Annotated in this window: 22 protein-coding genes; 13 read left to right on the plus strand and 9 right to left on the minus strand. The window is 58.9% G+C overall.

What is annotated here, in order from left to right:
* Positions 1 to 74: 74 nt before the first annotated feature.
* The 5 genes from pckA to ABLV64_RS21140 all read right to left on the minus strand — a co-directional run bounded on the left by pckA (position 75) and on the right by ABLV64_RS21140 (position 6,231).
* Positions 75 to 1,697 (minus strand): phosphoenolpyruvate carboxykinase (ATP), encoded by a 1,623-nt coding sequence (gene pckA, locus ABLV64_RS21120; RefSeq protein ID WP_004202159.1) that lies wholly within the window; start codon positions 1,695 to 1,697, stop codon positions 75 to 77.
* A gap of 359 nt (positions 1,698 to 2,056) precedes the next feature.
* Entirely contained in the window at positions 2,057 to 2,941 is an 885-nt protein-coding gene (gene hslO, locus ABLV64_RS21125) for an Hsp33 family molecular chaperone HslO (RefSeq protein ID WP_017899960.1), read from the minus strand.
* A gap of 18 nt (positions 2,942 to 2,959) precedes the next feature.
* The gene (gene hslR, locus ABLV64_RS21130; protein ID WP_017899959.1) at positions 2,960 to 3,361 is read right to left on the minus strand and encodes a ribosome-associated heat shock protein Hsp15; all 402 of its coding nucleotides are present in this window, start codon (positions 3,359 to 3,361) and stop codon (positions 2,960 to 2,962) included.
* Complete coding sequence (gene yrfG, locus ABLV64_RS21135; RefSeq protein WP_004202162.1) at positions 3,358 to 4,041, minus strand: GMP/IMP nucleotidase; 684 nt, start codon at positions 4,039 to 4,041, stop codon at positions 3,358 to 3,360. The genes hslR and yrfG overlap by 4 nt, the downstream gene beginning before the upstream one ends.
* Positions 4,042 to 4,101: 60 nt before the next feature.
* Positions 4,102 to 6,231: an intracellular growth attenuator family protein gene (locus ABLV64_RS21140; protein ID WP_032456684.1), complete on the minus strand. Its 2,130-nt coding sequence runs from the start codon at positions 6,229 to 6,231 to the stop codon at positions 4,102 to 4,104.
* Between the two features lie 320 nt (positions 6,232 to 6,551).
* Here ABLV64_RS21140 and nudE point away from each other — a divergent pair, with 320 nt between their 5' ends.
* A complete protein-coding gene (gene nudE / locus ABLV64_RS21145) occupies positions 6,552 to 7,112 on the plus strand; it encodes an ADP compounds hydrolase NudE (RefSeq protein ID WP_004202164.1) in 561 nt (186 codons plus the stop codon).
* Between the two features lie 53 nt (positions 7,113 to 7,165).
* Here nudE and mrcA read toward each other — a convergent pair whose 3' ends face one another.
* A complete protein-coding gene (gene mrcA / locus ABLV64_RS21150) occupies positions 7,166 to 9,724 on the minus strand; it encodes a peptidoglycan glycosyltransferase/peptidoglycan DD-transpeptidase MrcA (RefSeq protein WP_023319249.1) in 2,559 nt (852 codons plus the stop codon).
* A gap of 118 nt (positions 9,725 to 9,842) precedes the next feature.
* Between mrcA and ABLV64_RS21155 the strand changes: the two genes are divergently transcribed.
* The 12 genes from ABLV64_RS21155 to trpS all read left to right on the plus strand — a co-directional run bounded on the left by ABLV64_RS21155 (position 9,843) and on the right by trpS (position 19,796).
* Complete coding sequence (locus ABLV64_RS21155; RefSeq protein WP_348842979.1) at positions 9,843 to 10,643, plus strand: pilus assembly protein; 801 nt, start codon at positions 9,843 to 9,845, stop codon at positions 10,641 to 10,643.
* Complete coding sequence (locus tag ABLV64_RS21160; protein WP_048325907.1) at positions 10,627 to 11,160, plus strand: PilN domain-containing protein; 534 nt, start codon at positions 10,627 to 10,629, stop codon at positions 11,158 to 11,160. The genes ABLV64_RS21155 and ABLV64_RS21160 overlap by 17 nt, the downstream gene beginning before the upstream one ends.
* Entirely contained in the window at positions 11,150 to 11,578 is a 429-nt protein-coding gene (locus tag ABLV64_RS21165) for a hypothetical protein (protein WP_064178584.1), read from the plus strand. Before ABLV64_RS21160 ends, ABLV64_RS21165 begins: the two co-directional genes overlap by 11 nt.
* Positions 11,568 to 11,945, plus strand: coding sequence for a HofP DNA utilization family protein (locus ABLV64_RS21170; protein ID WP_004202171.1), 378 nt, complete (start codon positions 11,568 to 11,570; stop codon positions 11,943 to 11,945). The genes ABLV64_RS21165 and ABLV64_RS21170 overlap by 11 nt, the downstream gene beginning before the upstream one ends.
* Complete coding sequence (gene hofQ / locus ABLV64_RS21175; protein WP_117124947.1) at positions 11,884 to 13,122, plus strand: DNA uptake porin HofQ; 1,239 nt, start codon at positions 11,884 to 11,886, stop codon at positions 13,120 to 13,122. Before ABLV64_RS21170 ends, hofQ begins: the two co-directional genes overlap by 62 nt.
* A 270-nt stretch (positions 13,123 to 13,392) precedes the next feature.
* Positions 13,393 to 13,914 (plus strand): shikimate kinase AroK, encoded by a 522-nt coding sequence (gene aroK, locus ABLV64_RS21180; protein WP_002920267.1) that lies wholly within the window; start codon positions 13,393 to 13,395, stop codon positions 13,912 to 13,914.
* Between the two features lie 55 nt (positions 13,915 to 13,969).
* Positions 13,970 to 15,064: a 3-dehydroquinate synthase gene (aroB, locus tag ABLV64_RS21185; RefSeq protein WP_048325903.1), complete on the plus strand. Its 1,095-nt coding sequence runs from the start codon at positions 13,970 to 13,972 to the stop codon at positions 15,062 to 15,064.
* A gap of 84 nt (positions 15,065 to 15,148) precedes the next feature.
* Positions 15,149 to 16,444 carry a cell division protein DamX gene (gene damX, locus ABLV64_RS21190; RefSeq protein WP_004202177.1) on the plus strand — a complete coding sequence of 432 codons (1,296 nt, stop codon included), beginning with the start codon at positions 15,149 to 15,151 and terminating at the stop codon, positions 16,442 to 16,444.
* 78 nt (positions 16,445 to 16,522) lie between these two features.
* Positions 16,523 to 17,350 carry an adenine-specific DNA-methyltransferase gene (gene dam, locus ABLV64_RS21195; protein WP_004202178.1) on the plus strand — a complete coding sequence of 276 codons (828 nt, stop codon included), beginning with the start codon at positions 16,523 to 16,525 and terminating at the stop codon, positions 17,348 to 17,350.
* Positions 17,351 to 17,367: 17 nt separating this feature from the next.
* Entirely contained in the window at positions 17,368 to 18,045 is a 678-nt protein-coding gene (rpe, locus tag ABLV64_RS21200; RefSeq protein ID WP_004202179.1) for a ribulose-phosphate 3-epimerase, read from the plus strand.
* The gene (gene gph, locus ABLV64_RS21205; protein ID WP_004202180.1) at positions 18,038 to 18,799 is read left to right on the plus strand and encodes a phosphoglycolate phosphatase; all 762 of its coding nucleotides are present in this window, start codon (positions 18,038 to 18,040) and stop codon (positions 18,797 to 18,799) included. Before rpe ends, gph begins: the two co-directional genes overlap by 8 nt.
* Positions 18,792 to 19,796, plus strand: a complete 1,005-nt coding sequence (gene trpS / locus ABLV64_RS21210; RefSeq protein WP_023319242.1) for a tryptophan--tRNA ligase — start codon at positions 18,792 to 18,794, stop codon at positions 19,794 to 19,796. The genes gph and trpS overlap by 8 nt, the downstream gene beginning before the upstream one ends.
* Positions 19,797 to 19,870: 74 nt before the next feature.
* Here the strand turns inward: trpS and cysG are convergent, their stop codons facing one another.
* From cysG to nirB, 3 genes are all read right to left on the minus strand, one after another.
* The gene (gene cysG / locus ABLV64_RS21215) at positions 19,871 to 21,244 is read right to left on the minus strand and encodes a siroheme synthase CysG (protein WP_004202185.1); all 1,374 of its coding nucleotides are present in this window, start codon (positions 21,242 to 21,244) and stop codon (positions 19,871 to 19,873) included.
* Between the two features lie 153 nt (positions 21,245 to 21,397).
* Positions 21,398 to 21,724: a nitrite reductase small subunit NirD gene (gene nirD, locus ABLV64_RS21220; RefSeq protein ID WP_004202186.1), complete on the minus strand. Its 327-nt coding sequence runs from the start codon at positions 21,722 to 21,724 to the stop codon at positions 21,398 to 21,400.
* Complete coding sequence (gene nirB, locus ABLV64_RS21225) at positions 21,721 to 24,264, minus strand: nitrite reductase large subunit NirB (protein ID WP_017899950.1); 2,544 nt, start codon at positions 24,262 to 24,264, stop codon at positions 21,721 to 21,723. The genes nirD and nirB overlap by 4 nt, the downstream gene beginning before the upstream one ends.
* Between the last annotated feature and the right edge of the window lie 20 nt (positions 24,265 to 24,284).

Genomic DNA, 24,284 nt, shown 5'->3' on the forward strand with positions numbered 1-24,284 from the left:
CGCCCGCGGTTGGTTGGTCAGAACGTTGCACAATAAAAAGCCGGGCAAGCCCGGCTTTTTCATCTTTGCGCCCGTTAGCGCTGCGGCCCTGCCGCCACCAGCGCGGCGCCCGCTGGCGTATCGGTATACTTCTCAAAGTTCTCAATAAACAGCTTCGCCAGCTGGTCGGCTTTTTCCTGCCACTGCTCCGGGGAACCATAGGTGCTGCGCGGATCGAGGATCTGGGGATCCACGCCCGGGAGGGCCGTCGGGATCTGCAGGTTAAACATCGGCAGGGTAAAGGTCTCCGCGTTGTCCAGCGAGCCATTGAGGATGGCGTCGATGATGGCGCGGGTATCTTTAATCGAGATGCGCTTGCCGGTGCCGTTCCAGCCGGTATTGACCAGATAAGCCTGCGCGCCGGCCGCCTGCATGCGTTTGACCAGCACTTCGGCGTACTGTGTCGGGTGCAACGACAGGAAGGCGGCGCCGAAGCAGGCGGAAAAAGTTGGCGTGGGTTCGGTCACGCCGCGCTCGGTGCCGGCCAGTTTGGCGGTAAACCCGGACAGGAAATGGTACTGCGTCTGATCGGCGGTCAGGCGGGAGACCGGCGGCAGTACGCCGAACGCATCGGCCGTCAGGAAGATCACTTTGGTGGCGTGACCCGCTTTGGAGACCGGTTTGACGATATTATCGATATGGTCGATGGGGTAGGAGACGCGGGTGTTTTCGGTCTTTGAGCCGTCATCGAAATCGATTGTCCCGTCGGCGCGCACCACCACGTTTTCCAGCAGGGCGTTGCGGCGAATGGCGTGATAGATATCCGGCTCGGCCGCTTCAGAGAGCTTGATGGTCTTGGCGTAGCAGCCCCCTTCGAAGTTAAACACCCCGTCGTCATCCCAGCCATGTTCGTCATCGCCAATCAGGCGGCGTTTCGGGTCGGTGGAGAGGGTGGTTTTGCCGGTGCCTGAGAGGCCGAAGAAAATGGCGACATCGCCTTTCTCGCCCACGTTGGCAGAACAGTGCATGGAGGCGATGCCCTTCAGCGGCAGCAGGTAGTTCATGATCGAGAACATCCCTTTCTTCATCTCGCCGCCGTACCAGGTGCCGCCGATCAACTGAATGCGCTCGGTGAGGTTGAAAGCGATGAAGTTTTCCGAGTTCAGGCCCTGCTCTTTCCACTGCGGGTTGGTGCACTTCGCGCCGTTCATCACGATGAAGTCGGGCGTGAATTCCGCCAGCTCTTCGTCGCTCGGGCGGATGAACATGTTTTTAACGAAGTGCGCCTGCCAGGCCACTTCGGTAATGAAACGTACGCTGAGACGGGTATCGGCGTTAGCGCCGCAGAAGGCGTCGACGATAAACAGGCGTTTACCGGACAGCTGCTGTGTTACCAGCCCTTTCAGATGCTGCCAGGTTTCCTGCGAAAGCGGCTTGTTGTCGTTTTTACCCTTGCCTTTATCGGACCACCAGACGGTATCGCGGGTGGTGTCGTCGCGCACGAGGTACTTATCTTTCGGAGAACGACCGGTAAAAATGCCCGTGTCGACGGCGATAGCACCGAGACTGGTTAATACGCCACGTTCGTAGCCTTCCAGGTTGGGGTCGAGCTCTTCCTGAAACAACATGTCGTAGCTGGGATTGTGGACGATATCCTGAACGTCATTGATACCATAAGCCTTGAGATCCTGCGGGGTTAAACCATGATTAACGCGCATGTCACTGCTCCTTAGCCAAGATGTACTGCTGTAAATTGTAGGGTTTATTACCGGGTATTGACCGCGACCAGGCTCATAGATTTACGTATCTCGACATTCTTCAGAATGACGAAAAAAACGGTGACTCCTGTCACGAAGTGAAGTGGATTATCTCAGGAAATGGCTGGATGGTGGGGTTAGATGTTTCTCAATGGTTAAAAAGTAATTAAAAAAACTACTGAAATGTGAATGTAATCGCTTTCCTGGAATAAAATTACGTAACTCTTTCAGCGAAAATCGATTCAACTCGTGAATAAATAAAAGTCAGACACCGGGCGACAAACCACATCGCCGCCCGGTGCCTGCAAAAGAGGTGAGGATTAATGGACCTGCGGATCGGCCGGAGAGGCGTTATTACGGATCTCGGCGATGTCCATGGCGTTGAAGATATAGTGGTTACCGCAGTAGTCGCAGTGCATATCAATCTCGCCTTCGTCGGCAAGGATGCTATCTATCTCTTCGTCCGGCAGGGTTTTCAGCGCGCCGGCGCAGCGTTCGCGGGAGCAGGTGCACTTGAACTCCACGCTCTGCGGATCGTAGACCGTGACTTCTTCTTCATGGTACAGACGCCACAGCACATCGTTCGCCGGCAGGGTGAACAGCTCTTCCGCCTTGATGGTCTCGGTGAGCGTCGCCAGGTGCTCAAAGTCGGCAGTCTGGGCATCCTGCGCCGGCATCACCTGCAGCAGCATCCCGCCCGCCATCGGCTGACCTTCATGTTCGCCGGTGCGGATAATAAGGCGCGTCGGCAGCTGCTCTGAACGCTGGAAGTAATCTTCCAGGCAGGCGGCCAGCGTATCGCCTTCCAGACCGACCACGCCCTGATAACGCTCACCCTCTTCCGGGGAGATAGTGATGACCAGATAGCCGTTGCCGACCATCGCTTTCAGATCCGCATCGTCCGCAATCTCGCCCTGCACACGCGCGACGCCGCGCAGCTGCTGCTGGTTATTGCCGTTGATCACCGCCAGCTGTAAAGGCCCATCGCCCTGCAGCTGCACGGTGATGTCGCCGGCAAATTTCAGCGTCGCAGTCAGCAGACTGGTGGCGACCAGCAGCTCCGCCAGCACCGTTTTCACCGGCTGGGGATAAGTGTGATTTGCCAGAATCTGTTCCAGGGTTTCCGACACCGTCACCAGCTCGCCGCGCACGGCATAGTTTTCAAACAGATAACGATGTAATTGATCGTGTTGAGTCATAATCATCTCTCTTTCTGGCGCGAGTTACTCACTCTCGCCGTGTTTAAATCTCATCAAGTCGCGGCGCTCTTTCTTGTCCGGACGTCTGTCAGGGTGCGGCATGGTCAGGGCGTTCATTTTGCGCGCCAGGGCCATTTTTTCACGCTTCTCGATACTCTCAGCCGTCTCTTCATACAGGGTGACGGCTTCGCTTGCCGGGCGGCGCTGTTCGGTGATACCGACGATGCGCACCGTCCGCTCGTCGTTGCCCTGACGCAGCGTTAGCATGGCGTCCAGTTCGACGATTTTCCCGGGCTTGCTGCGTTGTCCGTTGTAATGCACCTTGCCGCCTTCAATCATCTCTCGCGCCAGCGCGCGGGTCTTGTAAAAGCGGGCGGCCCAAAGCCATTTGTCCAGTCTGACGGTTTCGGTAGGCTTCTCTTTCATCGCCTCTCCTTCGGGGTAAGCGAAGGGATCAGTCGTCGGTAATCATTCAGCCCCGGATGGCGCAGATACTGCTTTTCCGCCAGCCCGGAGTCGGGATTGGTAATGCCCAGGCAGTAACGAATGCCAAACTCCCTCGCGGCATCCAGAATTGCCTCGCTGTCGTCGACAAACAGCGTTTTATGCGCCTCAAGGCCGGTTTCCTCCGCCACGGCGCGCCACAGACGCTGATCCTCTTTCGGATAACCAAATGTGTGGGTGGAAAGTAATAAATCAAGGTGCGCATCCAGGCCGGTGTGTTTGAGTTTCACCGCCAGATTGTGGGGATGGGCATTGGTCAACAGAATACGTCGCTTACCGCTGGCCTTGAGCGCATCAAGGAACGGCACGGTATCCTCACGCAGCGTGGCGCGCGGACCCTGTTCGCTGGTCATCGCACAAATATCCAAACCCAGGCGCTCGCTCCAGTAATCCAGACAGTACCAGTTTAGCGTATGCTGCACGGCGTGATACTCCTGGTGCATGGCCTCTTTCGCCTGTTGCAGATTGAGGCCGCGGGCGGCCCCCCAGGTTTCCGGCACCAGCGTTTGCCAGAAATAGTTGTCGAAAGCGAGATCCAGGAGCGTGCCGTCCATATCCAGCAGAACGGTATCGACCTCCTGCCAGGCGATATCAAAATGCATGATGACTCTCCAGCGAGCGGGAAATGGGCGACAGGGTATCACACCCTGTCGCCGGGAAAATTAATCTTGCGGGTCAGACGAGGGGAGCAGCACCGGGTTCAGGCAGCTTTCGTAATATTTCTGAATCTCTTCCATACGCTGGCGATGGCGTTGATAACGACGCAGCGCCTGCACCCCGTGGTAAGCCATGCATCCCACCATCGACAGCAGCAGCAGGGTGATTCCCAGGTAGCGCCACAGGCCGCTGCGGTCAGGAATGCGGTGCAGGTTGATATGCTGAGTGCCGTTGGCGTCAGTAAACAGATTGGTGACTATCCCTTCGGCATGGAAGGGGGTATGCATCAGCATACCGGCCAGCCGCCGCAGTTCCCCCCACTGCTCATGCGCCGGGTAATCATACAGGCTCACCGCCGGCCACGGCTGATTGACCAGCACGCTACCCTCGTCGCTGGCGATGACGAAGCCGCCCGGGGCCGGGCTGTTGAGCGCCTGCGCCGCCCGCGAGGTTTCACGCATGACAAAGGGGGCGGTTGAGGTGGTCACCAGATTCTCCAGCGACTCGGCGCTGACTGGCCGCAGCAGCACGTTCACGCCATCCAGTTTCCCGGCGGACGCACGCTTAGTTAACGTCTCCCAGTTACGGGTATTGCCGAGATTAACCAGCGCATTCTTCAGCCGCAGGCAATCATCGGCAGCGGAACAGAGATCGTTGGTTTTCTGAACGATATCGCCGAAATCATCCAGTAGCACCATGCCAGATTTCTGAATGGCGGAGCGCAGCGCCGGGCTGACGCGGGAGTCGTCGTCGGTTTCCGGGTGCAGCTGACGCTGGACGGACTGCATCAGAGCGGTCGCTTTGCTGACAATGTCAGACTCCGGCAGCGGCAGAGGAGGGGCATCGTTCCACACAATCTGCGAACAATCGAAAGGCAGGAACGGCGAATCCTCTTTGGCCGTCCAGCTGCCCGGCGTGCGGATGTTGCACATCCCGGTGCCGGTCAGGCGCAACGTATCGCCAATGCGCACATGGGCCTTTTCCAGCTGGCTGACGGTCGTGGCTTCAATGGTCTGCGCCCCCTTCAGCCACGACAGGGTGAACTTAAACGGCATATTCAGCGGTACGCTGGCCCATAGCATGATTACCATCACCAGGGAGCCGGCGGCGATAATCGCGCTGCGCAGCCAGTACTGCAGCGGGAAGTTTTTCACTTCATCATGAAGCGACAAGTAGCGTCCCTGACGGGCTACATGGCGGTTGAGATAGATATCAATATCGGTCTGCTGTCCGAGGTCCTGGGCGATCCAGGGCTGCCAGTGGCGCGGATAGATGAGATCGATAATGCCCAGCGAGATATTATTGATATGTTCCTGATCGTTTTCGCCAAACAGCCCCCAGCGCTTAGGGACGCCGCGCAGGCAATGGATTTCGCGCAGCGAGGCGCGGCGCGGCGGGGCATAGATCCCCAATAGGCCGGCGGCGAGCAGCAGCAAACCGGCGGCCACCAGCCATGGGGTAAAGACGGCAGGCCCAATCAGACTGAAATAAAAGAACAGGAAAGAGGCGACGATCAGGATCGCTTCGCGCAGACCATCCGGGCGGTTCAGGGCGTGTTCTTCCGGGCTTTCCCGACGGATCTGCCGCAACTCTACCTGTTCGCTCTCTTCGCCGCGAATTGAGGCCTGGGTGGCCGAGGCGCGTTCCAGCGCGTAGCTTTGCGCTTCCTGACGATAGTCGCTCAGGGTATGGCCGTTAAGGGTGATAACCAGCGGCAGGCTGTCGGTGGGGATCAGCTCGACGCTGTTTTCATCGTTGATATGCTGTTCCCAGAACGGCGGCAGATGTACCTCCACCGAATCGAGAAAATAGCGCCATTTATTCGGCGCGTCGGTAGTGATCCCGTAGCGGGTGATGGCTCGCGTCACCCCATAGACGGTATCGCTCTGTTCGTTTAGCGCCAGAGCGACGGGCGCGCTGGTGGCGCCGGACGCGGGAACCTGCTGGGCGCGGCTCAGTTCGGCAAGATACTTTTCGATGGCCTGGCGCTCATCGGCCGCGATCGGACGCGTGGTGGCATCGCTAAAGGCGTGCAGTAGAGGGAGCCGGCGGCGTCTGGCGTGTGTGCGATACCACCATCCAATGAGCAATACGCAGATTAGCAGAGCTGTAAGGAATATCAGAAAGGTGCCCATGCCCATCCCATCATAGTTATATTTTTCTTACGAAATCGTCGGTGAACGTGAAGACTAACGTTAAGCTGCAGTGTTAGCGGCGCACCTGCTTGCAGGGTAGTAAATATGTCATGCAGCAGCGTATTAGCTTACCAAAAACGTTAAAGGCCAGAAATCGGTAAATTCTCAAAGATAATTCAAGCTATTGACTTTTTTATCTTTATTACTTTCCCCTTTGCAGGGAAAAGGTTACAACTCTGTAAATAAGTAGCGATTTGGATTGCCGAAAGCGTGTTGCGTATCGCACAATGACGGCTTAATCACAGCATAGACCGATGACAATGAGCAAATCATTACAAAAACCCACCATTCTCAATGTTGAAACTGTCGCCCGTTCGCGCCTCTTTAATGTCGAAAGCGTCGATCTGGAATTCAGCAACGGTGTGCGTCGCGTTTATGAACGTATGCGGCCTTCCACCCGCGAAGCGGTGATGATTGTGCCGATTGTTGATGATCATATTATTTTGATTCGCGAGTATGCCGTCGGGACGGAATCCTACGAGCTGGGCTTCTCCAAAGGGCTGATTGATCCGGGTGAAACCGTGGATGAAGCGGCCAATCGCGAGCTGAAAGAAGAGGTTGGCTTCGGCGCCAATAAGCTGACGTTTCTGAAGAAGCTCAGTATGGCTCCCTCTTACTTCTCCAGCAAAATGAACATCCTGGTGGCGGAAGATCTCTATCCGGAGTCGCTGCCGGGCGATGAGCCCGAGCCGCTGCCGCAGGTGCGCTGGCCGCTGGCGCAGTTGATGTCGCTGCTGGATGAAGAAGATTTTAACGAGGCCCGCAACGTTAGTGCGCTGTTTTTAGTGCGGGAATGGTTGCAGGCCCAGGGCCGACTCTGAACGAGCGTTTACGCTAAGCAGCAATAAAAAAGCGCCCGCAGGCGCTTTTTTTGTCAGAACAGCTCGTGGGTTTCACCGCCGCCGTCAGTCAGGGTGGTGCCCACCTCATGGACCGCCTGCTGCGTGGGCTGGGTACCCTCAATAAAGTATTCCGCCCGGCTGTTGCCACCGTTCGCCAGCTGACCGGTGCTGCGATCGATATTCACCGTGACGATTCCCGGCGGCGGCGTTAATGGCTCTTCCGGAACGCCTTCCAGCACGCTCTTCATAAAGCTGTCCCAGGCCGGCTGGGCGCTTTTGGCGCCGCCTTCGTAGCCGGAGATCTGATCTTTAATCGCCCCCGATGCGGTGGTCCGGCCAAGATCGCGACGATGATCGTCAAAGCCGATCCAAACCGAGGTCACCACGCCCGGTCCGTAGCCTGAGAACCAGGCGTCCTTCGAGCTGTTGGTGGTCCCGGTTTTGCCGCCGATGTCATGCCGCTGCAGGTCACGTCCGGCGCGCCAGCCGGTTCCCATCCAGCCCGGTTCGCCAAAGATGTTGCTGTTCAGCGCGCTCTTGATCAGGAAGGCCAGCGGGGTGTTGATCACATGCGGCGCGTATTCCTGGGCGCCGCTCTGCGCCACCAGTGACTGATTGGCCTGCTCCAGCTGCGGCTGCGGCGGCACGGTGCCATTCTGCGGTTCCGTCGAGGTGGCGACATCTTCCACATCTTTGTTTTCCAGCACGTTGGATTTTGGCGTATCGCCGTAAATCACCGGTAAATCACACTGCGGGCAGGCGATTTTCGGACGCTCTTCGAAGAGGACCCCGCCCTGATCGTTCTCAATCTTACTGATAAAGAACGGGTTCACCAGGAAGCCGCCGTTGGCCATCACCGAATAACCGCGGGCGACCTGCAGAGGCGTAAAGGAGGCGGAGCCCAGCGCCAGCGATTCGGTGTGGACAATGTTTTGCGCCGGGAAGCCAAAGCGCTGCAAATACTCGGCGGCATAGTCAACGCCCATGGCGCGCATGGCGCGCACCATGACCACGTTTTTCGACTGCCCCAGGCCCTGGCGTAAACGAATCGGACCGGCATACTGCGGCGGCGAGTTTTTCGGCCGCCAGTCGGAACCGGCTCCGGCGTCCCAGCGCGAGATTGGCACATCGTTGAGCATGCTTGCCAGAGTTAAGCCTTTATCCATCGCAGCCGTGTAGAGGAATGGCTTGATGTTGGAGCCGACCTGGCGCAGCGCCTGAGTGGCGCGGTTGAACTTGCTCTGGTTAAAGTCAAACCCACCGACAAGGGCGATAATCGCGCCGTTTTGCGGGTTAATGGAGACCAATGCCGAGTTGACGTCCGGCACCTGCGACAGCCACCAGCTGTCTCCCACTTTGCGAACCCAGATCTGCTGCCCGGCCTGCACGACGTCGTTGACTTTACGCGGGGTTGCCCCCTGCTGCGTATCGGAGATAAAGCGGCGAGCCCAGCGCACGCCGTCCATCGTCAGCGAAACGGAGTCGCCGTTAGCCAACAGCGCGACAGCCTCCTGGGCATTCGCGGAGGTGACCACCGCAGGAGAAAGCGGGCCAAAGCCAGGCTGGCGCTTCAGGGCGTCAACGATCTTTTTCGCCTCCCACGGCGTTTCGCCGACCTTCCACAGCACGCTGGCCGGGCCGCGGTAGCCGTGACGCATATCGTAATCCAGCACGTTATTGCGGACCGCCTGCTGGGCCGCCTGCTGGTTTTTGCGGGTAATCGTGGTGTACACCCGGTAGCCATCTTCGTAGGCCTGCTCGCCGTAGCGATTCACCATCTCCTGGCGCACCATTTCGCTCAGATAGGGCGCGGAGAAGGCGATTTTCGGCGCGTGGTAGCTGGCGTCGATGGGTTCGCTGCGCGCCTCATCGTATTGCGCCTGGGTGATGTACCCCTCGCTCAGCATACGCGACAGCACCACGTTGCGCCGGGCTGTGGCGCGATCCATCGAATAGAGCGGGTTAAAAGTGGACGGGGCTTTCGGCAGACCGGCAATCACCGCCATTTCGCTGAGGGTCAGCTGGTCGATAGGTTTGCCAAAATAGACCTGCGCCGCGGCGCCGACGCCATAGGCGCGGTAGCCGAGGTAAATCTTGTTCAGGTACAGCTCAAGGATTTCATCTTTGTTCAGCAGCTGCTCGATGCGGATAGCCAGAAAGGCCTCTTTAATCTTACGCATCAACGTCTTCTCGGGGCTGAGGAAGAAGTTACGCGCTAACTGCTGGGTGATGGTGCTGGCGCCCTGCGAGGCGTGGCCTGAAAACATCGCCACGCTGGCGGCGCGGAAAATACCCACCGGATCGACGCCGTGATGCTCATAGAAACGACTGTCTTCGGTAGCGATAAACGCTTTCACCAGCTCGGGGGGAATTTGCTGCAACGTGACAGGGATACGGCGCTTTTCGCCGTACTGCGCAATAAGCTCACCGTCGGCGCTATAGACCTGCATCGGGATCTGCAAACGCACATCCTTCAGGGTTGCGACGTCGGGGAGTTGCGGCTCTATGTATTTGTAGAGGCCAAAAATCGAGCCTGCTCCCAGCAGTACGCAACAGACTGCAAGGATCAATAGATACTTTACGAACTTCACCGGTGTTTTCCCATTTAGTTTTATTTGGGCAGTTTATAAACAAACGCGCGGTAGTATAAAGGCAAGCCAGGTGCATTGATATAGCCGGACAGTTTTGCCGGATAAGGAGATCATAAGCATGGCTTTCAGAAACTGGCGGATCGGAATGCATATCCAACAAGATAGCATTGCCATTGTCGCGCTACTGTTTGAGCGCTCACACTGGGCGCTGCGCCGCTGGTGGCGCATTCCGTTGCCGCCAGGCCTGGTGCGGCAGGGGATGGTGGCGGACGTCAGCGCCCTCGGCTCACGGCTGGCCGCCTGGCGGCGGGAGCTACCGGTACAGCATCAGATCAATATCGCCTTCCCCGCAGCTCGCACGCTGCAAAAACGCGTGCCTTATCCCCAGTTCGCCCTGCGAGAGCGGGAACAGGTGACGTGGATAGCCAGCGCCATGACCCAGCAGCTGGCGATGCCCGCCTCCTCTCTCTGTATTGATTATGCGCCCACCTCGCGAAATGACGGCTGGCATGTTACGGCGGCGCAGCGGCTGGATATCAATGTTCTGCGGGAGCTGGCAGGGCGGCTGCGGCTGCGGGTAGCTGCCATCGTACCGGATGCCAGCGCGCTCGGCGCTTTTTTCCCCTGGGTGACGGCAGCAGAGCAAGGCCTGGCGTGGCGGGATGAAAAGCACTGGCTATGGGCGACCCATGAGGCCTGGGGCTGTGACGCTTGCGATGCGATAGGGTCCTTGAGCCAGCTGGCGGGGCAGCTTCAGGTTCCTCTGCGCTTGTGCGCTGACGCGGGTGACGAGGCCAGTCGTTTTGATGTCTGGCAGGTGGTTCACCGCCGACAGCCTCCGCTGCCAGCCGATGGCGATCGCTACGCCATTGCCCTTGGGCTGGCGCTGGGGGGTGGGCGCCATGACGCATGTCGTTAATCTTCTCCCCTGGCGTGACCTGCGTCGCCGCCAGCGCCTGCGCTACACCCTGTTGTTAGCCATCGGTATCGTGCTGCTGGCGGGGATGACCCTGCAGGTGGGGCGAACGGCTGGTCTACAGCGCGACGCCCTGGCGAGGCTCCACGCGACGGCCGACGCAGCGCTGCTCGCCTCGCTCAAACAACGTGAACAGGCGATGCGCGAAGCGTGGCAGCAGCATCAACGCCAGCGCGAGCAGCACCAGCGCAGATCGACGATCGCCGCCTGGCAACCCCGACTAATGGCGCTCGCGGCGGACCTGCCCGCTCAGGCATGGCTGACGCGGCTGGAGTACCAGGGGGCGCGCCTGACGCTGGATGGCCTGGCCCTCAACCTGCAGGCGCTGGCCGGAGTGGAGGCTTCTCTGGCCAGCGTCACGGGATTCGCGCCGGCTAAAGCCGGCGGAACGCAGCGCGACGCCGAGGGGCGCTGGCGGTTCAGTTTCACCCTGTCGGGAGCGCGCGCCGATGAGGATTAATACCCTGCGCACCCGGGCGGGGCTGCTGATCCTGCTCGCGATGGGGCTGACGGGGGGCGGCGTGGCGCTTTGGCGCGATGCCCGGCCGCCGCTGGCGGCGCTGTCCCGCGATGGCGCTCTGCAAACGCAGTGGCGGCGGATCATGGCGCTGCGCATCCCTGACGGTGAAAGATCCGGGGAGCGCATCGACAAGCAGCCGTTCTCGCCCATAGCCATTCCGCTCGCCGGGGCGAAGCTAATCGCCTGGCATCCGCAGGGGAGCGGCGGAGAGATGGAGCTGGCTCTCTCCTGGCCGACGGTACCCGCTCTGTTTTCATGGCTGGCGCGCAGCGGGATGAACCCGCGTTCGTTCTCGCTGGAGCGCGAGGGGCAGGCGCTGCGCATGCGGCTGCAGCTGGAGGCGGAAGATGGTCGGTAAATGCTGGGTTTTGCTGTGGTTGCCGCTGTCGCTGCTGGCGGCCGAGCGCGATCCTTTTCAGCCGGTTGAGGATCCCTGCCGCGCGGCGCAGCTGTCGCAATGGCGTTATGGCGGCGCGGCCGGCGATGGTGCAGGCTGGATGGGTTTTTTGCAGGACGGAAGCGGCACGTGGCGACGGGTGCGCCTGGATGAGCAATTGCCCACGGGCTGGCGGGTGAACCGGCTGACGGACAGTGAACTGGACATCGTCACGCCTCCGGGATGTGAACCGCCAGCGTGGCGCTGGCAACGTAAAGGAAAACAAGATGATGCGATGGATAAGCCTGCTTTTGCTGCTACCGCTGGCGGTGGTCGCCGCGCGAAATGATAAGCCGGTTTCGCTGGTCGTTGACGACGCGCCAGTGGCCCAGGTGCTGCAAGCCCTGGCCGAAATGAACCAGAAGAATCTCGTTGTCGCACCGGACGTCAGCGGCACGCTCTCCCTGCGCCTGCAGAAGGTTCCCTGGACCCAGGCGCTGCGGGCAGTGGCGGATAGCGCAGGCCTCTCTTTGCAACAGCAGGGAACGGTCATCTACGCACATACGCAGGCCTGGCAAAAGGCCAACCTGGCGCAGCGCGAAGCGGAACAGGAGAAACGTCTGCAGAACCTGCCGCTGCGGGCGGAGAGCGTGACCCTGCACTATGCCGATGCCGAGGAGCTGGCTAAAAGCGGCGGTAAGTTGCTTAGCGCCCGGGGAAACCTGATGGCGGACAAGCGGACCAATCGGCTGCTGATCCGCGATGATGCCCGCCATCTGCCGGCGCTGAAGGCCTGGGCGCAGGAGATGGATCTGCCGGTCGGACAGGTGGAGCTGGCCGCCCATATCGTGTCAATGAGCGAAACCAGCCTGCGTGAACTGGGGGTGAAATGGCGGCTGGCGGAGGCTGAAAGCACGCCGGGATCCGGGCACATCACCACCCTAAGCAGCGATCTGTCAGTCAACGACGCCAGCACCCGCGCAGGCTTTAACATCGGCAAAATTAACGGGCGCTTGCTTGAGCTGGAGCTTTCCGCGCTGGAGCGCAAGCAGCAGGTCGAGATTATCGCCAGTCCTCGTTTGCTCGCCTCTCATATGCAGCCCGCCAGTATCAAGCAGGGGAGCGAGATCCCCTATCAGGTCTCCAGCGGTGAAAGCGGCGCCACGTCGGTGGAGTTTAAAGAGGCGGTGCTGGGCATGGAGGTGACGCCGACGGTGCTGCAGCAGGGGAGAGTGCGGTTGAAGCTGCGAATAAGCGAGAACACGCCAGGCCAGGTGCTGAAGCAGGATAACGGCGAGGCGCTGGCCATTGATAAACAGGAGATCGAGACCCTGGTGGAAGTCCGCAGCGGCGAGACCCTGGCGTTGGGCGGCATCTTTTCGCAGAAAAACAAAACCGCCCGCGACAGCGTCCCGCTGCTTGGCGATATCCCGGTGCTGGGGCGTCTGTTTCGCCGCGACGGGAAAGATAATGAACGCCGTGAACTGGTTGTCTTTATTACGCCACGGATTCTGGCAGTACGTTAAGCAGGTTTTTCATGCTAAACACGTTTCAGGTGTTTGACGTGAGGACGGATTTAGCATACAAGGGGTACCGATTTGAGAGTCGGGTACGACATCAATCCTCCCTTTATTGTCCGGCGATTTTATTCAGTTGCCAAACCAGCCGGAGTATTGAGATAATTTTTAGTCTGACTCTCGCTCTATTGCATATGAGGTTTCAGTTCATGCCCTGCGGCGCTGGGTGTCTGCGAAGCGGGTTTATCATTAACGAATAGTCTTAGTAGTACCGAAAAAATGGCAGAGAAACGCAATATCTTTCTGGTTGGGCCTATGGGTGCCGGCAAAAGCACTATTGGGCGCCAGTTAGCCCAACAGCTCAACATGGAATTTTACGATTCCGATCAAGAGATTGAGAAACGCACTGGCGCTGATGTGGGCTGGGTCTTCGATGTTGAAGGCGAAGAAGGCTTCCGCGACCGTGAAGAAAAAATTATCAATGAGTTGACGGAAAAACAGGGAATTGTGCTGGCGACTGGCGGCGGCTCTGTAAAATCCCGTGAAACGCGTAACCGTCTCTCCGCCCGCGGCGTGGTGGTCTACCTGGAAACAACGATCGAGAAGCAGTTGGCCCGTACGCAGCGCGATAAAAAGCGTCCTTTGCTACAAGTCGATGCGCCGCCTCGTGAAGTACTGGAAGCGCTGGCTGACGAGCGTAACCCGCTGTATGAAGAGATCGCCGATGTGACTATCCGCACAGACGATCAGAGTGCGAAAGTCGTCGCGAACCAGATTATTCATATGCTGGAAAGCAACTGATTCTGGCTTAATAAAAGTGCGTCAGAGTAAAAGTCACTGAGGTGGATGTCGCGTTATGGAGAGGCTTACTGTTACCCTCGGGGAACGTAGTTACCCGATTACCATCGCGGCTGGTTTGTTCAACGATCCAGCTTCCTTCCTGCCACTTAAGTCGGGCGACCAGGCTATGCTGGTCACCAACGAAACGCTGGCGCCGCTTTATCTGGATACCGTCCGCTCTGCGCTTGAGCAGGCAGGGGTCAACGTTGACAGCGTAGTCCTGCCCGACGGCGAGCAGTATAAAAGCCTGGCGGTGATGGATACCGTATTTACCGCGCTGTTGCAAAAACCCCATGGCCGCGACACCACGCTGGTGGCGCTCGGCGGCGGTGTTATCGGTGATTTAACCGGTTTCGCCGCGGCAAGCTATCAGCGCGGCGTGCGTTTTATCCAGGTCCCTACCACCCTGCTGTCGCAGGTCGACTCGTCGGTCGGCGGCAAAACCGCAGTGAACCACCCTCTCGGCAAAAACATGATTGGCGCCTTCTGGCAGCCGGTTTCCGTGGTGGTTGATCTTAACTGTCTGAAGACGCTGCCGAAGCGCGAACTCGCTTCCGGACTGGCTGAGGTCATCAAGTATGGGGTGATCCTCGACGGCGCCTTCTTCAGCTGGCTGGAAAACAACATTGATGCCTTGCTGGCGTTGGATGAAAAGGCCATGGCGTACTGCATTCGCCGCTGCTGTGAGCTGAAAGCGGAAGTTGTGGCTGCCGACGAGCGTGAAACCGGGTTACGTGCTTTACTCAATCTTGGACATACCTTCGGCCATGCTATCGAAGCGGAAATGGGCTACGGTAACTGGCTGCACGGCGAAGCGGTGGCGGCAGGTATGGTGATGGCGGCGCATACGTCCGAACAGCTGGGGCAGTTCCGCGCGCAGGATACTCAGCGCCTTATCGATCTGCTCAAGCGTGCAGGCTTACCGGTACGCGGCCCGCAGGAAATGCGTGCGCAGGCGTATTTGCCCCATATGATGCGCGATAAGAAAGTACTGGCTGGCGAAATGCGGCTGGTGCTCCCGCTCGCAATAGGAAGCAGCGAGCTGCGCGGCGGAGTGCCGCACGATGTGGTTCTTGGCGCGATTGCTGACACTCAGCAGGCGCAACAATAAGAAGGTCTGGCCGCGTTCGCGCGGCGTTATCATTTCGGGTGATGTGCAATAATCGTGAGCATAAGCCTTTTAGTGGGGTGTTAAATGGATGATTTCAAACCAGAAGACGATATGAAAGCCGATCGCAACGATCGTCGTGCTGGTCGTTCCCGTCAGTCTTCCGAGCGTGATGCCGATCCGCAGATCAATTTTGACGATGTCGATCTTGATGCCGATGAAGGCCGTCCGACGCGCGCCGGCAAGGCCCGTCGTGAGCGTGAAGAGGAAGAATTCGAAGAAGAACTGGATGCGGAAGATGAGGAGATGCTCGAAGAGCAGCCTGTAGAGCGTCGTCCGCGTAAGCGTAAAAAAGCGCCGGCGAAACCCGCTTCCCGCCAGTACATCATGATGGGCGTGGGCATTCTGGTACTGTTGCTGTTAATCGTGGGTATCGGTTCCGCGCTGAAATCGCCATCTTCTTCCAGCCAGCAGACCGCTTCCGGCGAGAAGAGCATTAATCTGTCTGACGACCAGTCCACCAGCACGCCAGCTGCCGGCCAGGATCAGACTGCCGCCAATACCACCACACAGCAGGACGTCACGGTACCGCCTATTGCCGCGAACCCGACCCAGGGCCAGGCCGCGGCAGAGCCGCAGGGCCAGCAGCGCGTTGAAGTTCAGGGCGATCTGAATAATGCGTTGACCCAGCAGCAGGGCCAGCTGGACGGCGCCGTAGCTAACTCGACGCTGCCAACTGAACCGGCAACCGTCGCGCCGATCCGTAATGGCGCCAGTGGCACCGCGGCGCCGCGCCAGACGACCGAACGTCAGACGGCGGCAACGCCGCGTCCGGCTGAGCGTAAGCACACCGTCATCGAAGCGAAGCCGCAGCCGAAACCACAGGCGGTGGCAAAAGCGCCGGTAGAAACGAAGCCGGTTCAGCCGAAGCATGTTGAAAGCGCGGCGACCACTGCCCCGGCGAAAACGACCGTCGCGGAAAGCAAACCGGTAGCCACCGCGCAGAGTAAACCTGCAGCACCAGCAACCACGACCACTGCTGCGCCAGCCGCAACGGCGGCCGCGGCAGCGCCGGCGGCGAAGAGCGGTAAAACGGCAGGCGACGTCAGCTCGATGAAATCTGCGCCGTCGGGTAACTATACCCTGCAGCTCAGCAGCTCCTCTAACTATGAAAACCTGAACAACTGGGCGAAGAAAGAGAAGCTGGACAGATATGTTGTCTATGAAACATCGCGTAACGGCCAACCGTGGTACGTGCTGGTGAGCGGTATCTATTCATCGAAAGATGAAGCGAAACGCGCGGTCACCTCGCTGCCGCCGGACGTGCAGGCGAAAAATCCATGGGCAAAACCACTGCATCAGGTTCAGGCTGATCTGAAATAATGCCGTGGGGTAGTCTTAAGCGCAGGATGCTGTCGGAGCTTTCTCCACAGCCGGAGAACGTGTAATTAGTTAGGCAGCATGAAAAAGAATCGCGCTTTTCTAAAGTGGGCAGGGGGGAAGTACCCCCTGCTTGACGATATTAAAAAGCATTTGCCGGAAGGTGAGTGCTTAATCGAGCCCTTTGTGGGCGCCGGGTCGGTATTTCTCAATACCGACTTTTCTCGTTATATCCTCGCGGATATCAACAGTGATTTAATCGGCCTGTACAACATCGTCAAATTGCGCACCGACGAGTACGTCGCTGCCGCCCGCGAGATGTTTACCCCGGAAAATAACGTCGCTGAGCGCTACTACCAGTACCGTGATGAGTTCAATCAGAGCCAGGACCCGCTGCGTCGCGCGGTGCTGTTCCTGTATCTGAACCGTCACGGTTACAACGGCCTGTGTCGCTACAATTTGCGCGGCGAGTTCAATGTGCCGTTTGGCCGCTATAAGAAGCCCTATTTCCCCGAGGCTGAGCTCTATCATTTTGCCGACAAGGCGCAAAACGCTGAGTTTTACTGCGAATCTTATGAAGAGTGCATGCAGCGTGCGGATAGCCGCACGGTGGTGTATTGCGATCCGCCCTATGCGCCGTTGACGGCGACGGCGAACTTTACCGCCTACCACACCAACAGCTTCAACCTGGAGCAACAGGTGCTGCTGGCGCAAAAGGCGGAGTCGCTGATGAAGAAACGGATCCCGGTGCTGATTTCCAACCACCGCACGCCGTTGACGCAGGAGTGGTATAAAAACGCGGCAGAAACGCATATTGTGAAGGTTCGGCGCAGCATCAGCAGCAACGGTGGTACGCGTAAAAAGGTGGACGAGCTCTTAGCGCTCTACCGTCCGCCTAAGACCAAATAAATTTCAAGGAGATGCGGATGAAGCAGTATTTGATTGCCCCTTCGATTCTGTCGGCTGATTTTGCCCGTCTGGGTGAGGATACCGCGAAGGCGCTGGCGGCGGGTGCGGATGTCGTGCACTTCGACGTCATGGACAACCACTACGTGCCGAACCTGACGATTGGCCCGATGGTGCTGAAGTCGCTGCGTAACTACGGTATTACCGCGCCGATCGACGTCCACCTGATGGTGAAGCCGGTCGACCGCATCATTCCTGATTTTGCCGAAGCTGGCGCCAGCATCATCACCTTCCACCCGGAAGCCTCCGAACACGTCGACCGCAGCCTGCAGCTTATCAAAGAGCATGGCTGTAAAGCGGGCCTGGTGTTTAACCCCGCGACGCCGCTGAGCTATCTCGATTATGTGATGGATAAACTGGACGTGATCCTGCTGATGTCGGTTAACCCGGGCTTTGGCGGCCAGTCCTTTATTCCCCAGACGCTGGATAAACTACGTGAAGTGCGCCAGCGCATCGATGCGTCCGGCTACGACATCCGTCTGGAAGTGGATGGCGGGGTGAAAGCGAGCAATATCGGCGAAATCGCCGCAGCGGGCGCGGATATGTTCGTTGCCGGTTCGGCGATCTTCGGCCAGCCGGACTACAAGAAAGTGATTGATCAAATGCGTAGTGAATTAGCGAAGGTGAGTCATGGATAAATTACAGGCGATCCGCGGCATCGCGTTTGATCTCGACGGCACGCTGGTGGACAGCGCGCCGGGTCTGACCGCCGCCGTTGATAACGCCCTCTACGCCCTGGAACTGCCGGTGGCGGGAGAAGAGCGCGTCGTAACCTGGATCGGCAACGGCGCCGATGTCCTGATGGAGCGGGCGCTGAGCTGGGCTCGCCAGGAGCGTGCCACGTTACGTGCGGCGATGGGCAAGCCTTCCGTCGACGATCATGATATTCCGCAAGACGAACAGCTGCGCATTTTGCGTAAACTGTTTGACCGCTATTACGCCGAAGCGGCGGAAGAGGGCAGTTTCCTGTTTCCGGCAGTGGCCGATACGCTCGGCGCGCTGCAGGGCAAAGGTCTGCCGCTGGCGTTGGTGACCAATAAGCCGACGCCGTTCGTCGCCCCGCTGCTGGACGCGCTCGATATTGCGAAATATTTTACCGTGGTGATCGGCGGCGATGACGTCCAGAACAAAAAGCCGCATCCGGAACCGCTGCTGCTGGTAGCGCAAAAGCTCGGCCTGACGCCGGAGGCGCTGCTGTTCGTCGGCGATTCACGTAATGATATTCAGGCGGCCAAAGCGGCTGGCTGCTGCTCGGTTGGCCTGACCTACGGTTATAACTATGGCGAACCGCTTGCGCTGAGCGAGCCGGACTATCTCTTCGACCAGTTTAATGAACTCTTACCCGCTCTCGGGTTACCGCACAGTGAAACTCAGGAATTGAAACATGACTAAGCCCATCGTTTTTAGTGGCGCACAGCCCTCAGGTGAACTGACCATTGGCAACTACATGGGTGCGCTGCGTCAGTGGGTAAACATGCAGGACGATTACCACTGCATCTATTGCATCGTGGACCAGCACGCCATCACCGTGCGCCAGGATCCGCAGCAGCTGCGTAAGGCGACGCTGGACACCCTGGCGCTGTATCTGGCCTGCGGCATCGACCCGCAGAAAAGCACTATCTTCGTTCAGTCGCACGTGCCGGAACACGCCCAGTTAGGCTGGGCGTTGAACTGCTACACCTATTTCGGCGAACTGAGCCGCATGACCCAGTTTAAAGACAAGTCCGCGCGCTACGCGGAGAACATCAACGCCGGTCTGTTTGATTATCCGGTACTGATGGCCGCTGACATCCTGCTGTACCAGACCAACCAGGTTCCGGTGGGCGAAGATCAGAAACAGCACCTTGAACTGAGTCGCGATATTGCCCAGCGTTTTAACGCCATCTATGGCGATATTTTTAAAGTGCCTGAGCCGTTTATCCCTAAATCCGGCGCGCGCGTGATGTCGCTGCTGGAGCCGACGAAAAAGATGTCCAAGTCCGACGACAACCGCAACAACGTCATCGGCCTGCTGGAAGACCCGAAATCGGTGGTCAAGAAGATCAAACGTGCGGTCACCGATTCCGACGAGCCGCCGGTGGTGCGCTACGACCTGAAAGAGAAAGCGGGCGTCTCCAACCTGCTGGATATCCTCTCCGCGGTCACCGGGAAAACCATTCCTGAGCTGGAGCAGCACTTCGAAGGCAAAATGTATGGCCACCTGAAAGGCGAAGTCGCCGACGCGGTATCGGGCATGCTGATTGACCTGCAGGAGCGCTATCACCGTTTCCGTAACGACGAAGCGTTTCTCAATCAGGTGATGAAAGACGGTGCAGAAAAGGCCAGCGCGCGGGCTTCTCAAACCCTGAAAGCGGTATACGAAGCGATTGGCTTTGTCGCCAAGCCGTAAGCGACGCAACAGCTAAAAAGGGCGGGATTATCCCGCCCTTTTTTATGCCTGTCGTTCACGCCGCGAGGCGAAGGTTAGTGGTTCGAGAACCAGTTCAGTTTATCCCGCAGGCCGACCACGCGGCCGACAATGATCAGCGCCGGGCTGGCCATCTGCTGCGCCAGAATATCCAGCTGTCCTAAGGTGCCGCTGACCACTTTTTGCGTCACGGCGGTGCCGTTCTCGACGATGGCGGCAGGCATATCTTCCGCCATGCCGTGGGCGATAAGCTTCTCGCGGATCGCCGGCGCCTGGTTCAGACCCATGTAGAACACCAGGGTCTGCTTCTCCACCGCCAGGTTCGCCCAGTCCAGCTCGCCGCCGGTTTTCAGATGGCCGGTGACCAGGCGCACGCCCTGGGCGAAATCGCGATGGGTCAACGGGATCCCCGAGTAGGCGGAGCAGCCGGAGGCGGCGGTGATGCCTGGCACAACCGAGAAGGGGATGCCCGCCTCGCAGAGGGTCTCCAGCTCCTCTCCGCCGCGGCCAAAGATAAAGGGATCGCCGCCTTTCAGCCGGACCACGCGTCTTCCTTTTTGCGCTTCGCGCAGCAGGATCTGGTTGATCTCCTCCTGAGGCACGCAGTGATAGCCTGAGCGCTTGCCAACGAACACCCGGTCGGCATCGCGGCGCACCAGATTCATGATGTCGTCGGAGACCAGTCGGTCATAGACCACCACGTCGGCCTGCTGGATCTGCTGCAGGCCTTTGAGCGTGAGCAGCCCGGCGTCACCGGGGCCGGCGCCAACCAGGACGACCTCGCCGCGATGCTCTAACGGCTCGGTCAGCAGTTGCTCGGTGGTATCCGCCACCGCCTGCCGATCATCATTGGCCAGCGACTGCGCCAGGCGGTCGTTAACGAACAGCTTCTCCCAGAACCGTCGGCGTTCGCCTACGGTGGCAAACTGCTGCTTGACGCGAGCGCGCAGATGGCCGGCGTAGCGGGCCAGCTGACCAAGATGCAGGGGTAAGATTGACTCCAGCTTCTCGCGCAGCAGGCGCGCCAGCACCGGTGATGTCCCGCCCGAGGAGACGGCGACCATCAGCGGCGAGCGGTCGATGATCGACGGCATGATAAAGCTGGCCTGGCGCGGGGCATCCACCACGTTACAGAAAATACGCCGCGCTTCGGCCGCGTCGCTGACCTGCTGGTTCACCGTTTCATTATCGGTAGCGGCGATGGCCAGCCAGCAGTTGTCCAGCAGCGAGGGGATAAACTCCCCCTGCACCAGGGTCAGCATCTGTGAATCGGCCCACACCTGAAACTGAGGGGTAAAGTCGAGCGCATTGACCGTGACGTTTGCGCCAGCATCCAGCAGCAGACGGGCCTTGCGTTCGGCGACATCCCCGCCGCCAACCAGTAAACAATCCCGCTGGCGTAACTGGCAGAATATGGGTAAGTGATCCACAGAATAACCTCATAAAAATAAGGGGTAGAAAGTGAGTGGTCGTAGAATAGCAGCAAAGGTAATACAAAACATGCGACATATCCCGCACTCATGCGCTGTCGGTCAGAAGTGTTACTTATATCTCCCCCCGTGACCGGGGGGAGGAAGCGGGACTCACGCTTTAAGCTGAACGTGGCCGTCTTTTACCCGGGCGTCGAAACGGGCGATAGAGTGGCTGGCATCTTCCATACACAGGCCATCGCTCAGGCGGAAGCGCTGTTTTTTCAGCGGGCTGGCAACCCACAGGGCGCCGTCATGCTCGGCGATAATTCCGCGAGACAGTACGCTGGCGTTAAAGAACGGATCAATGTTGCTGATGGCGAACACCCTGTCGTCATGATAGGGACGGAAGATCGCCACCTGCTGCTGACCGAGCAGGGCGCAGACGCCGGTGGCGGGCAGGATGTCGTCAATTTTGCAGATGTTTACCCACTGGCTCATGCTTTTTCCTCCACCAGAGTAACCGGGATACGCTCATATGGCGTGGCCGGGCGATGCTGGTCACGTTCCGGCACCACCTGAACGTTCGGGTCGCGCTGGTCGCTGTTGATAAAGTGTTTGAAGCGAGTCTGCGCCGCCGGGTTATTGACGGTCTCGGTCCACTCGCAGGCGAAGGCGGCGCGCAGGCGAGCCAGCTCCTCTTCCAGATGGTCGTTCAGACCGAGCTTGTCATCGATGATCACGCTGCGCAGATAGTCGATCCCGCCTTCCATGTTGTCCAGCCACGGCGCGGTGCGGGTCAGCTTATCGGCGGTGCGGATGTAGAACATCATAAAGCGGTCGAGATACGTAATCAGCGTCTCGCGATCGAGGTCCGCGGCCAGCAGATCGGCGTGGCGCGGCTTCATCCCCCCGTTGCCGCATACGTACAGGTTCCAGCCTTTCTCGGTGGCGATGATCCCGACGTCTTTGCCCTGGGCTTCCGCGCATTCGCGGGTACAGCCGGAGACGCCGAACTTCATTTTGTGCGGGGTGCGGATGCCTTTGTAGCGGTTTTCCAGTTCGACGCCGAAGCCGACGCTGTCGCCGACCCCGTAGCGGCACCAGGTGCTGCCGACGCAGGTTTTCGCCATCCGCAGCGCTTTAGCGTAGGCGTGGCCTGTTTCGAAGCCCGCTTCAATCAGCTGCCGCCAGATCTCCGGCAGGTCGTCTTTCTGCGCGCCAAACAGGCCGATGCGCTGGGAGCCGGTGATTTTGGTGTACAGATTGAATTCACGAGCGATACGGCCCACGGCGACCAGCCCTTCCGGGGTGATTTCGCCGCCCGCGGAGCGCGGAATGACCGAGTAGGTGCCATCTTTCTGGATGTTGGCGAGGAAGTTGTCGTTGGTGTCCTGCAGCGGCGTGTGCTGAGGCTTGAGGATGTACTCATTCCAGCAGGAGGCCAGCAGGGAGCCGACGGTCGGTTTACAAACTTCACAGCCGTAGCCCTGGCCGTGTTTGGCCAGCAGTTCGTCGAAGGTTTTGATGCCTTCCACGCGGATCAGGTGGAACAGCTCCTGGCGGGAGTAAGCGAAGTGTTCGCACAGGTTGTTGTTGACCTCGATGCCCTGTTTCGCCAGCTCGGCGTTGAGCACCTGGGTGACCAGCGGGATACAGCCGCCGCAGCCGGTACCGGCCTTGGTTTCCGCTTTCAGCGCCGCGACGGTATGGCAGCCTTTGTTGATGGCGGCGATCAGGTCGCCTTTGCTGACGTCGAAGCAGGAGCAGATTTGCGCGCTGTCCGGCAGTTTATCGACGCCGATCGACGGCTTGCCGCTGCCGGCGTGGGCCGGGAGGATCAGCGAATCCGGATTCTCCGGCAGCTCGATGGCGTTGAGCACCAGCTGCAGCAGGTTGCCGTAGTCGCTGGTGTCGCCGACCAGCACCGCGCCGAGCAGGGTTTTGTTGTCGGCGCTGACGATCAGACGCTTATAAACTTCTTTGCTTTCGTCAAGATAGACGTAGCTGCGGGCGCCCGGCGTGCGGCCGTGGGCATCGCCGATGCCGCCCACGTCCACGCCCAGCAGCTTCAGCTTGGCGCTGAGGTCGGCGCCGGTGAAGCTGTTTTCACTGCCGAGGAGGTGATCGACGGCCACCTGGGCCATTTTATAACCCGGCGCGACGAGGCCATACACGCGGTTGTTCCAGCTGGCGCATTCGCCGATGGCATAGATATCCGGGTCGGAGGTCTGGCAGCTATCGTTGACCATGATGCCGCCGCGCTGGGCAACCGCCAGCCCACACTGGGTGGCCAGTTTATCGCGCGGGCGGATCCCGGTAGAGAAGACGATGAAATCGACCTGCAGCTCGCTACCGTCGGCGAAGCGCATGGTTTTGCGCGCCTCGATGCCCTGCTGAACGATCTCTTTGGTGTTTTTACTGGTGTGAACTTTCACGCCCATGCTTTCAATTTTGCGCCGCAGCTGCTCGCCGCCCATCTGGTCGAGCTGCTCGGCCATCAGCATCGGCGCGAACTCGATAACATGGGTTTCCACGCCGAGGTTTTTCAGCGCGCCTGCGGCTTCGAGGCCGAGCAGACCGCCGCCGACCACCGCGCCGCGTTTACTGCGACGGGCGCAGGATTCAATGGCGTTGAGATCTTCAATGGTGCGATAGACAAAGCAATCCTGGGTTTCCGCGCCTTTAATCGGCGGGATCCAGGGGTATGAGCCGGTCGCCATGATCAGCTTGTCGTAGAACACCGTGCGCCCGGCGCTGGAGTGGATCACCTTCTCCTGGCGGTTGATGGTGATGGCCCTTTCGCCGACCAGCACCTTGACGCCGTGTTTCTCATAGAAACCTTCGCGGACCAGCGACAGCTCTTCTGCGGTATGGTGGGAGAAATAAGACGACAGGTGGACACGGTCGTAGGCGATACGCGGCTCTTCACAGAACACGGTAATGTCGAATTGTCCGGCAGGCGCCTTATCAAGAAGCTCTTCGATAAAGCGATGGCCAACCATGCCGTTACCGATAATAGCGATTCTGACTTTGCTCATTTTTGCCTCGATTTCTTTTC

The organism is Klebsiella sp. JB_Kp031 (assembly GCF_040064295.1).
GTDB classification, from domain to species: domain Bacteria; phylum Pseudomonadota; class Gammaproteobacteria; order Enterobacterales; family Enterobacteriaceae; genus Klebsiella; species Klebsiella quasipneumoniae.

Bases quoted from the DNA above. Each gene is read 5' to 3' on its own strand.
- nudE (WP_004202164.1), top strand. From the start codon at position 6,552: ATGAGCAAATCATTACAAAAACCCACCATTCTCAATGTTGAAACTGTC.
- aroB (WP_048325903.1), top strand. From the start codon at position 13,970: ATGGAGAGGCTTACTGTTACCCTCGGGGAACGTAGTTACCCGATTACC.
- hofQ (WP_117124947.1), top strand. From the start codon at position 11,884: ATGATGCGATGGATAAGCCTGCTTTTGCTGCTACCGCTGGCGGTGGTC.
- hslR (WP_017899959.1), bottom strand. From the start codon at position 3,361: ATGAAAGAGAAGCCTACCGAAACCGTCAGACTGGACAAATGGCTTTGG.
- pckA (WP_004202159.1), bottom strand. From the start codon at position 1,697: ATGCGCGTTAATCATGGTTTAACCCCGCAGGATCTCAAGGCTTATGGT.
- aroK (WP_002920267.1), top strand. From the start codon at position 13,393: ATGGCAGAGAAACGCAATATCTTTCTGGTTGGGCCTATGGGTGCCGGC.
- yrfG (WP_004202162.1), bottom strand. From the start codon at position 4,041: ATGCATTTTGATATCGCCTGGCAGGAGGTCGATACCGTTCTGCTGGAT.
- damX (WP_004202177.1), top strand. From the start codon at position 15,149: ATGGATGATTTCAAACCAGAAGACGATATGAAAGCCGATCGCAACGAT.
- ABLV64_RS21155 (WP_348842979.1), top strand. From the start codon at position 9,843: ATGGCTTTCAGAAACTGGCGGATCGGAATGCATATCCAACAAGATAGC.
- nirB (WP_017899950.1), bottom strand. From the start codon at position 24,264: ATGAGCAAAGTCAGAATCGCTATTATCGGTAACGGCATGGTTGGCCAT.
- ABLV64_RS21160 (WP_048325907.1), top strand. From the start codon at position 10,627: ATGACGCATGTCGTTAATCTTCTCCCCTGGCGTGACCTGCGTCGCCGC.
- nirD (WP_004202186.1), bottom strand. From the start codon at position 21,724: ATGAGCCAGTGGGTAAACATCTGCAAAATTGACGACATCCTGCCCGCC.
- ABLV64_RS21140 (WP_032456684.1), bottom strand. From the start codon at position 6,231: ATGGGCACCTTTCTGATATTCCTTACAGCTCTGCTAATCTGCGTATTG.
- ABLV64_RS21165 (WP_064178584.1), top strand. From the start codon at position 11,150: ATGAGGATTAATACCCTGCGCACCCGGGCGGGGCTGCTGATCCTGCTC.
- hslO (WP_017899960.1), bottom strand. From the start codon at position 2,941: ATGATTATGACTCAACACGATCAATTACATCGTTATCTGTTTGAAAAC.
- ABLV64_RS21170 (WP_004202171.1), top strand. From the start codon at position 11,568: ATGGTCGGTAAATGCTGGGTTTTGCTGTGGTTGCCGCTGTCGCTGCTG.
- trpS (WP_023319242.1), top strand. From the start codon at position 18,792: ATGACTAAGCCCATCGTTTTTAGTGGCGCACAGCCCTCAGGTGAACTG.
- dam (WP_004202178.1), top strand. From the start codon at position 16,523: ATGAAAAAGAATCGCGCTTTTCTAAAGTGGGCAGGGGGGAAGTACCCC.
- rpe (WP_004202179.1), top strand. From the start codon at position 17,368: ATGAAGCAGTATTTGATTGCCCCTTCGATTCTGTCGGCTGATTTTGCC.
- gph (WP_004202180.1), top strand. From the start codon at position 18,038: ATGGATAAATTACAGGCGATCCGCGGCATCGCGTTTGATCTCGACGGC.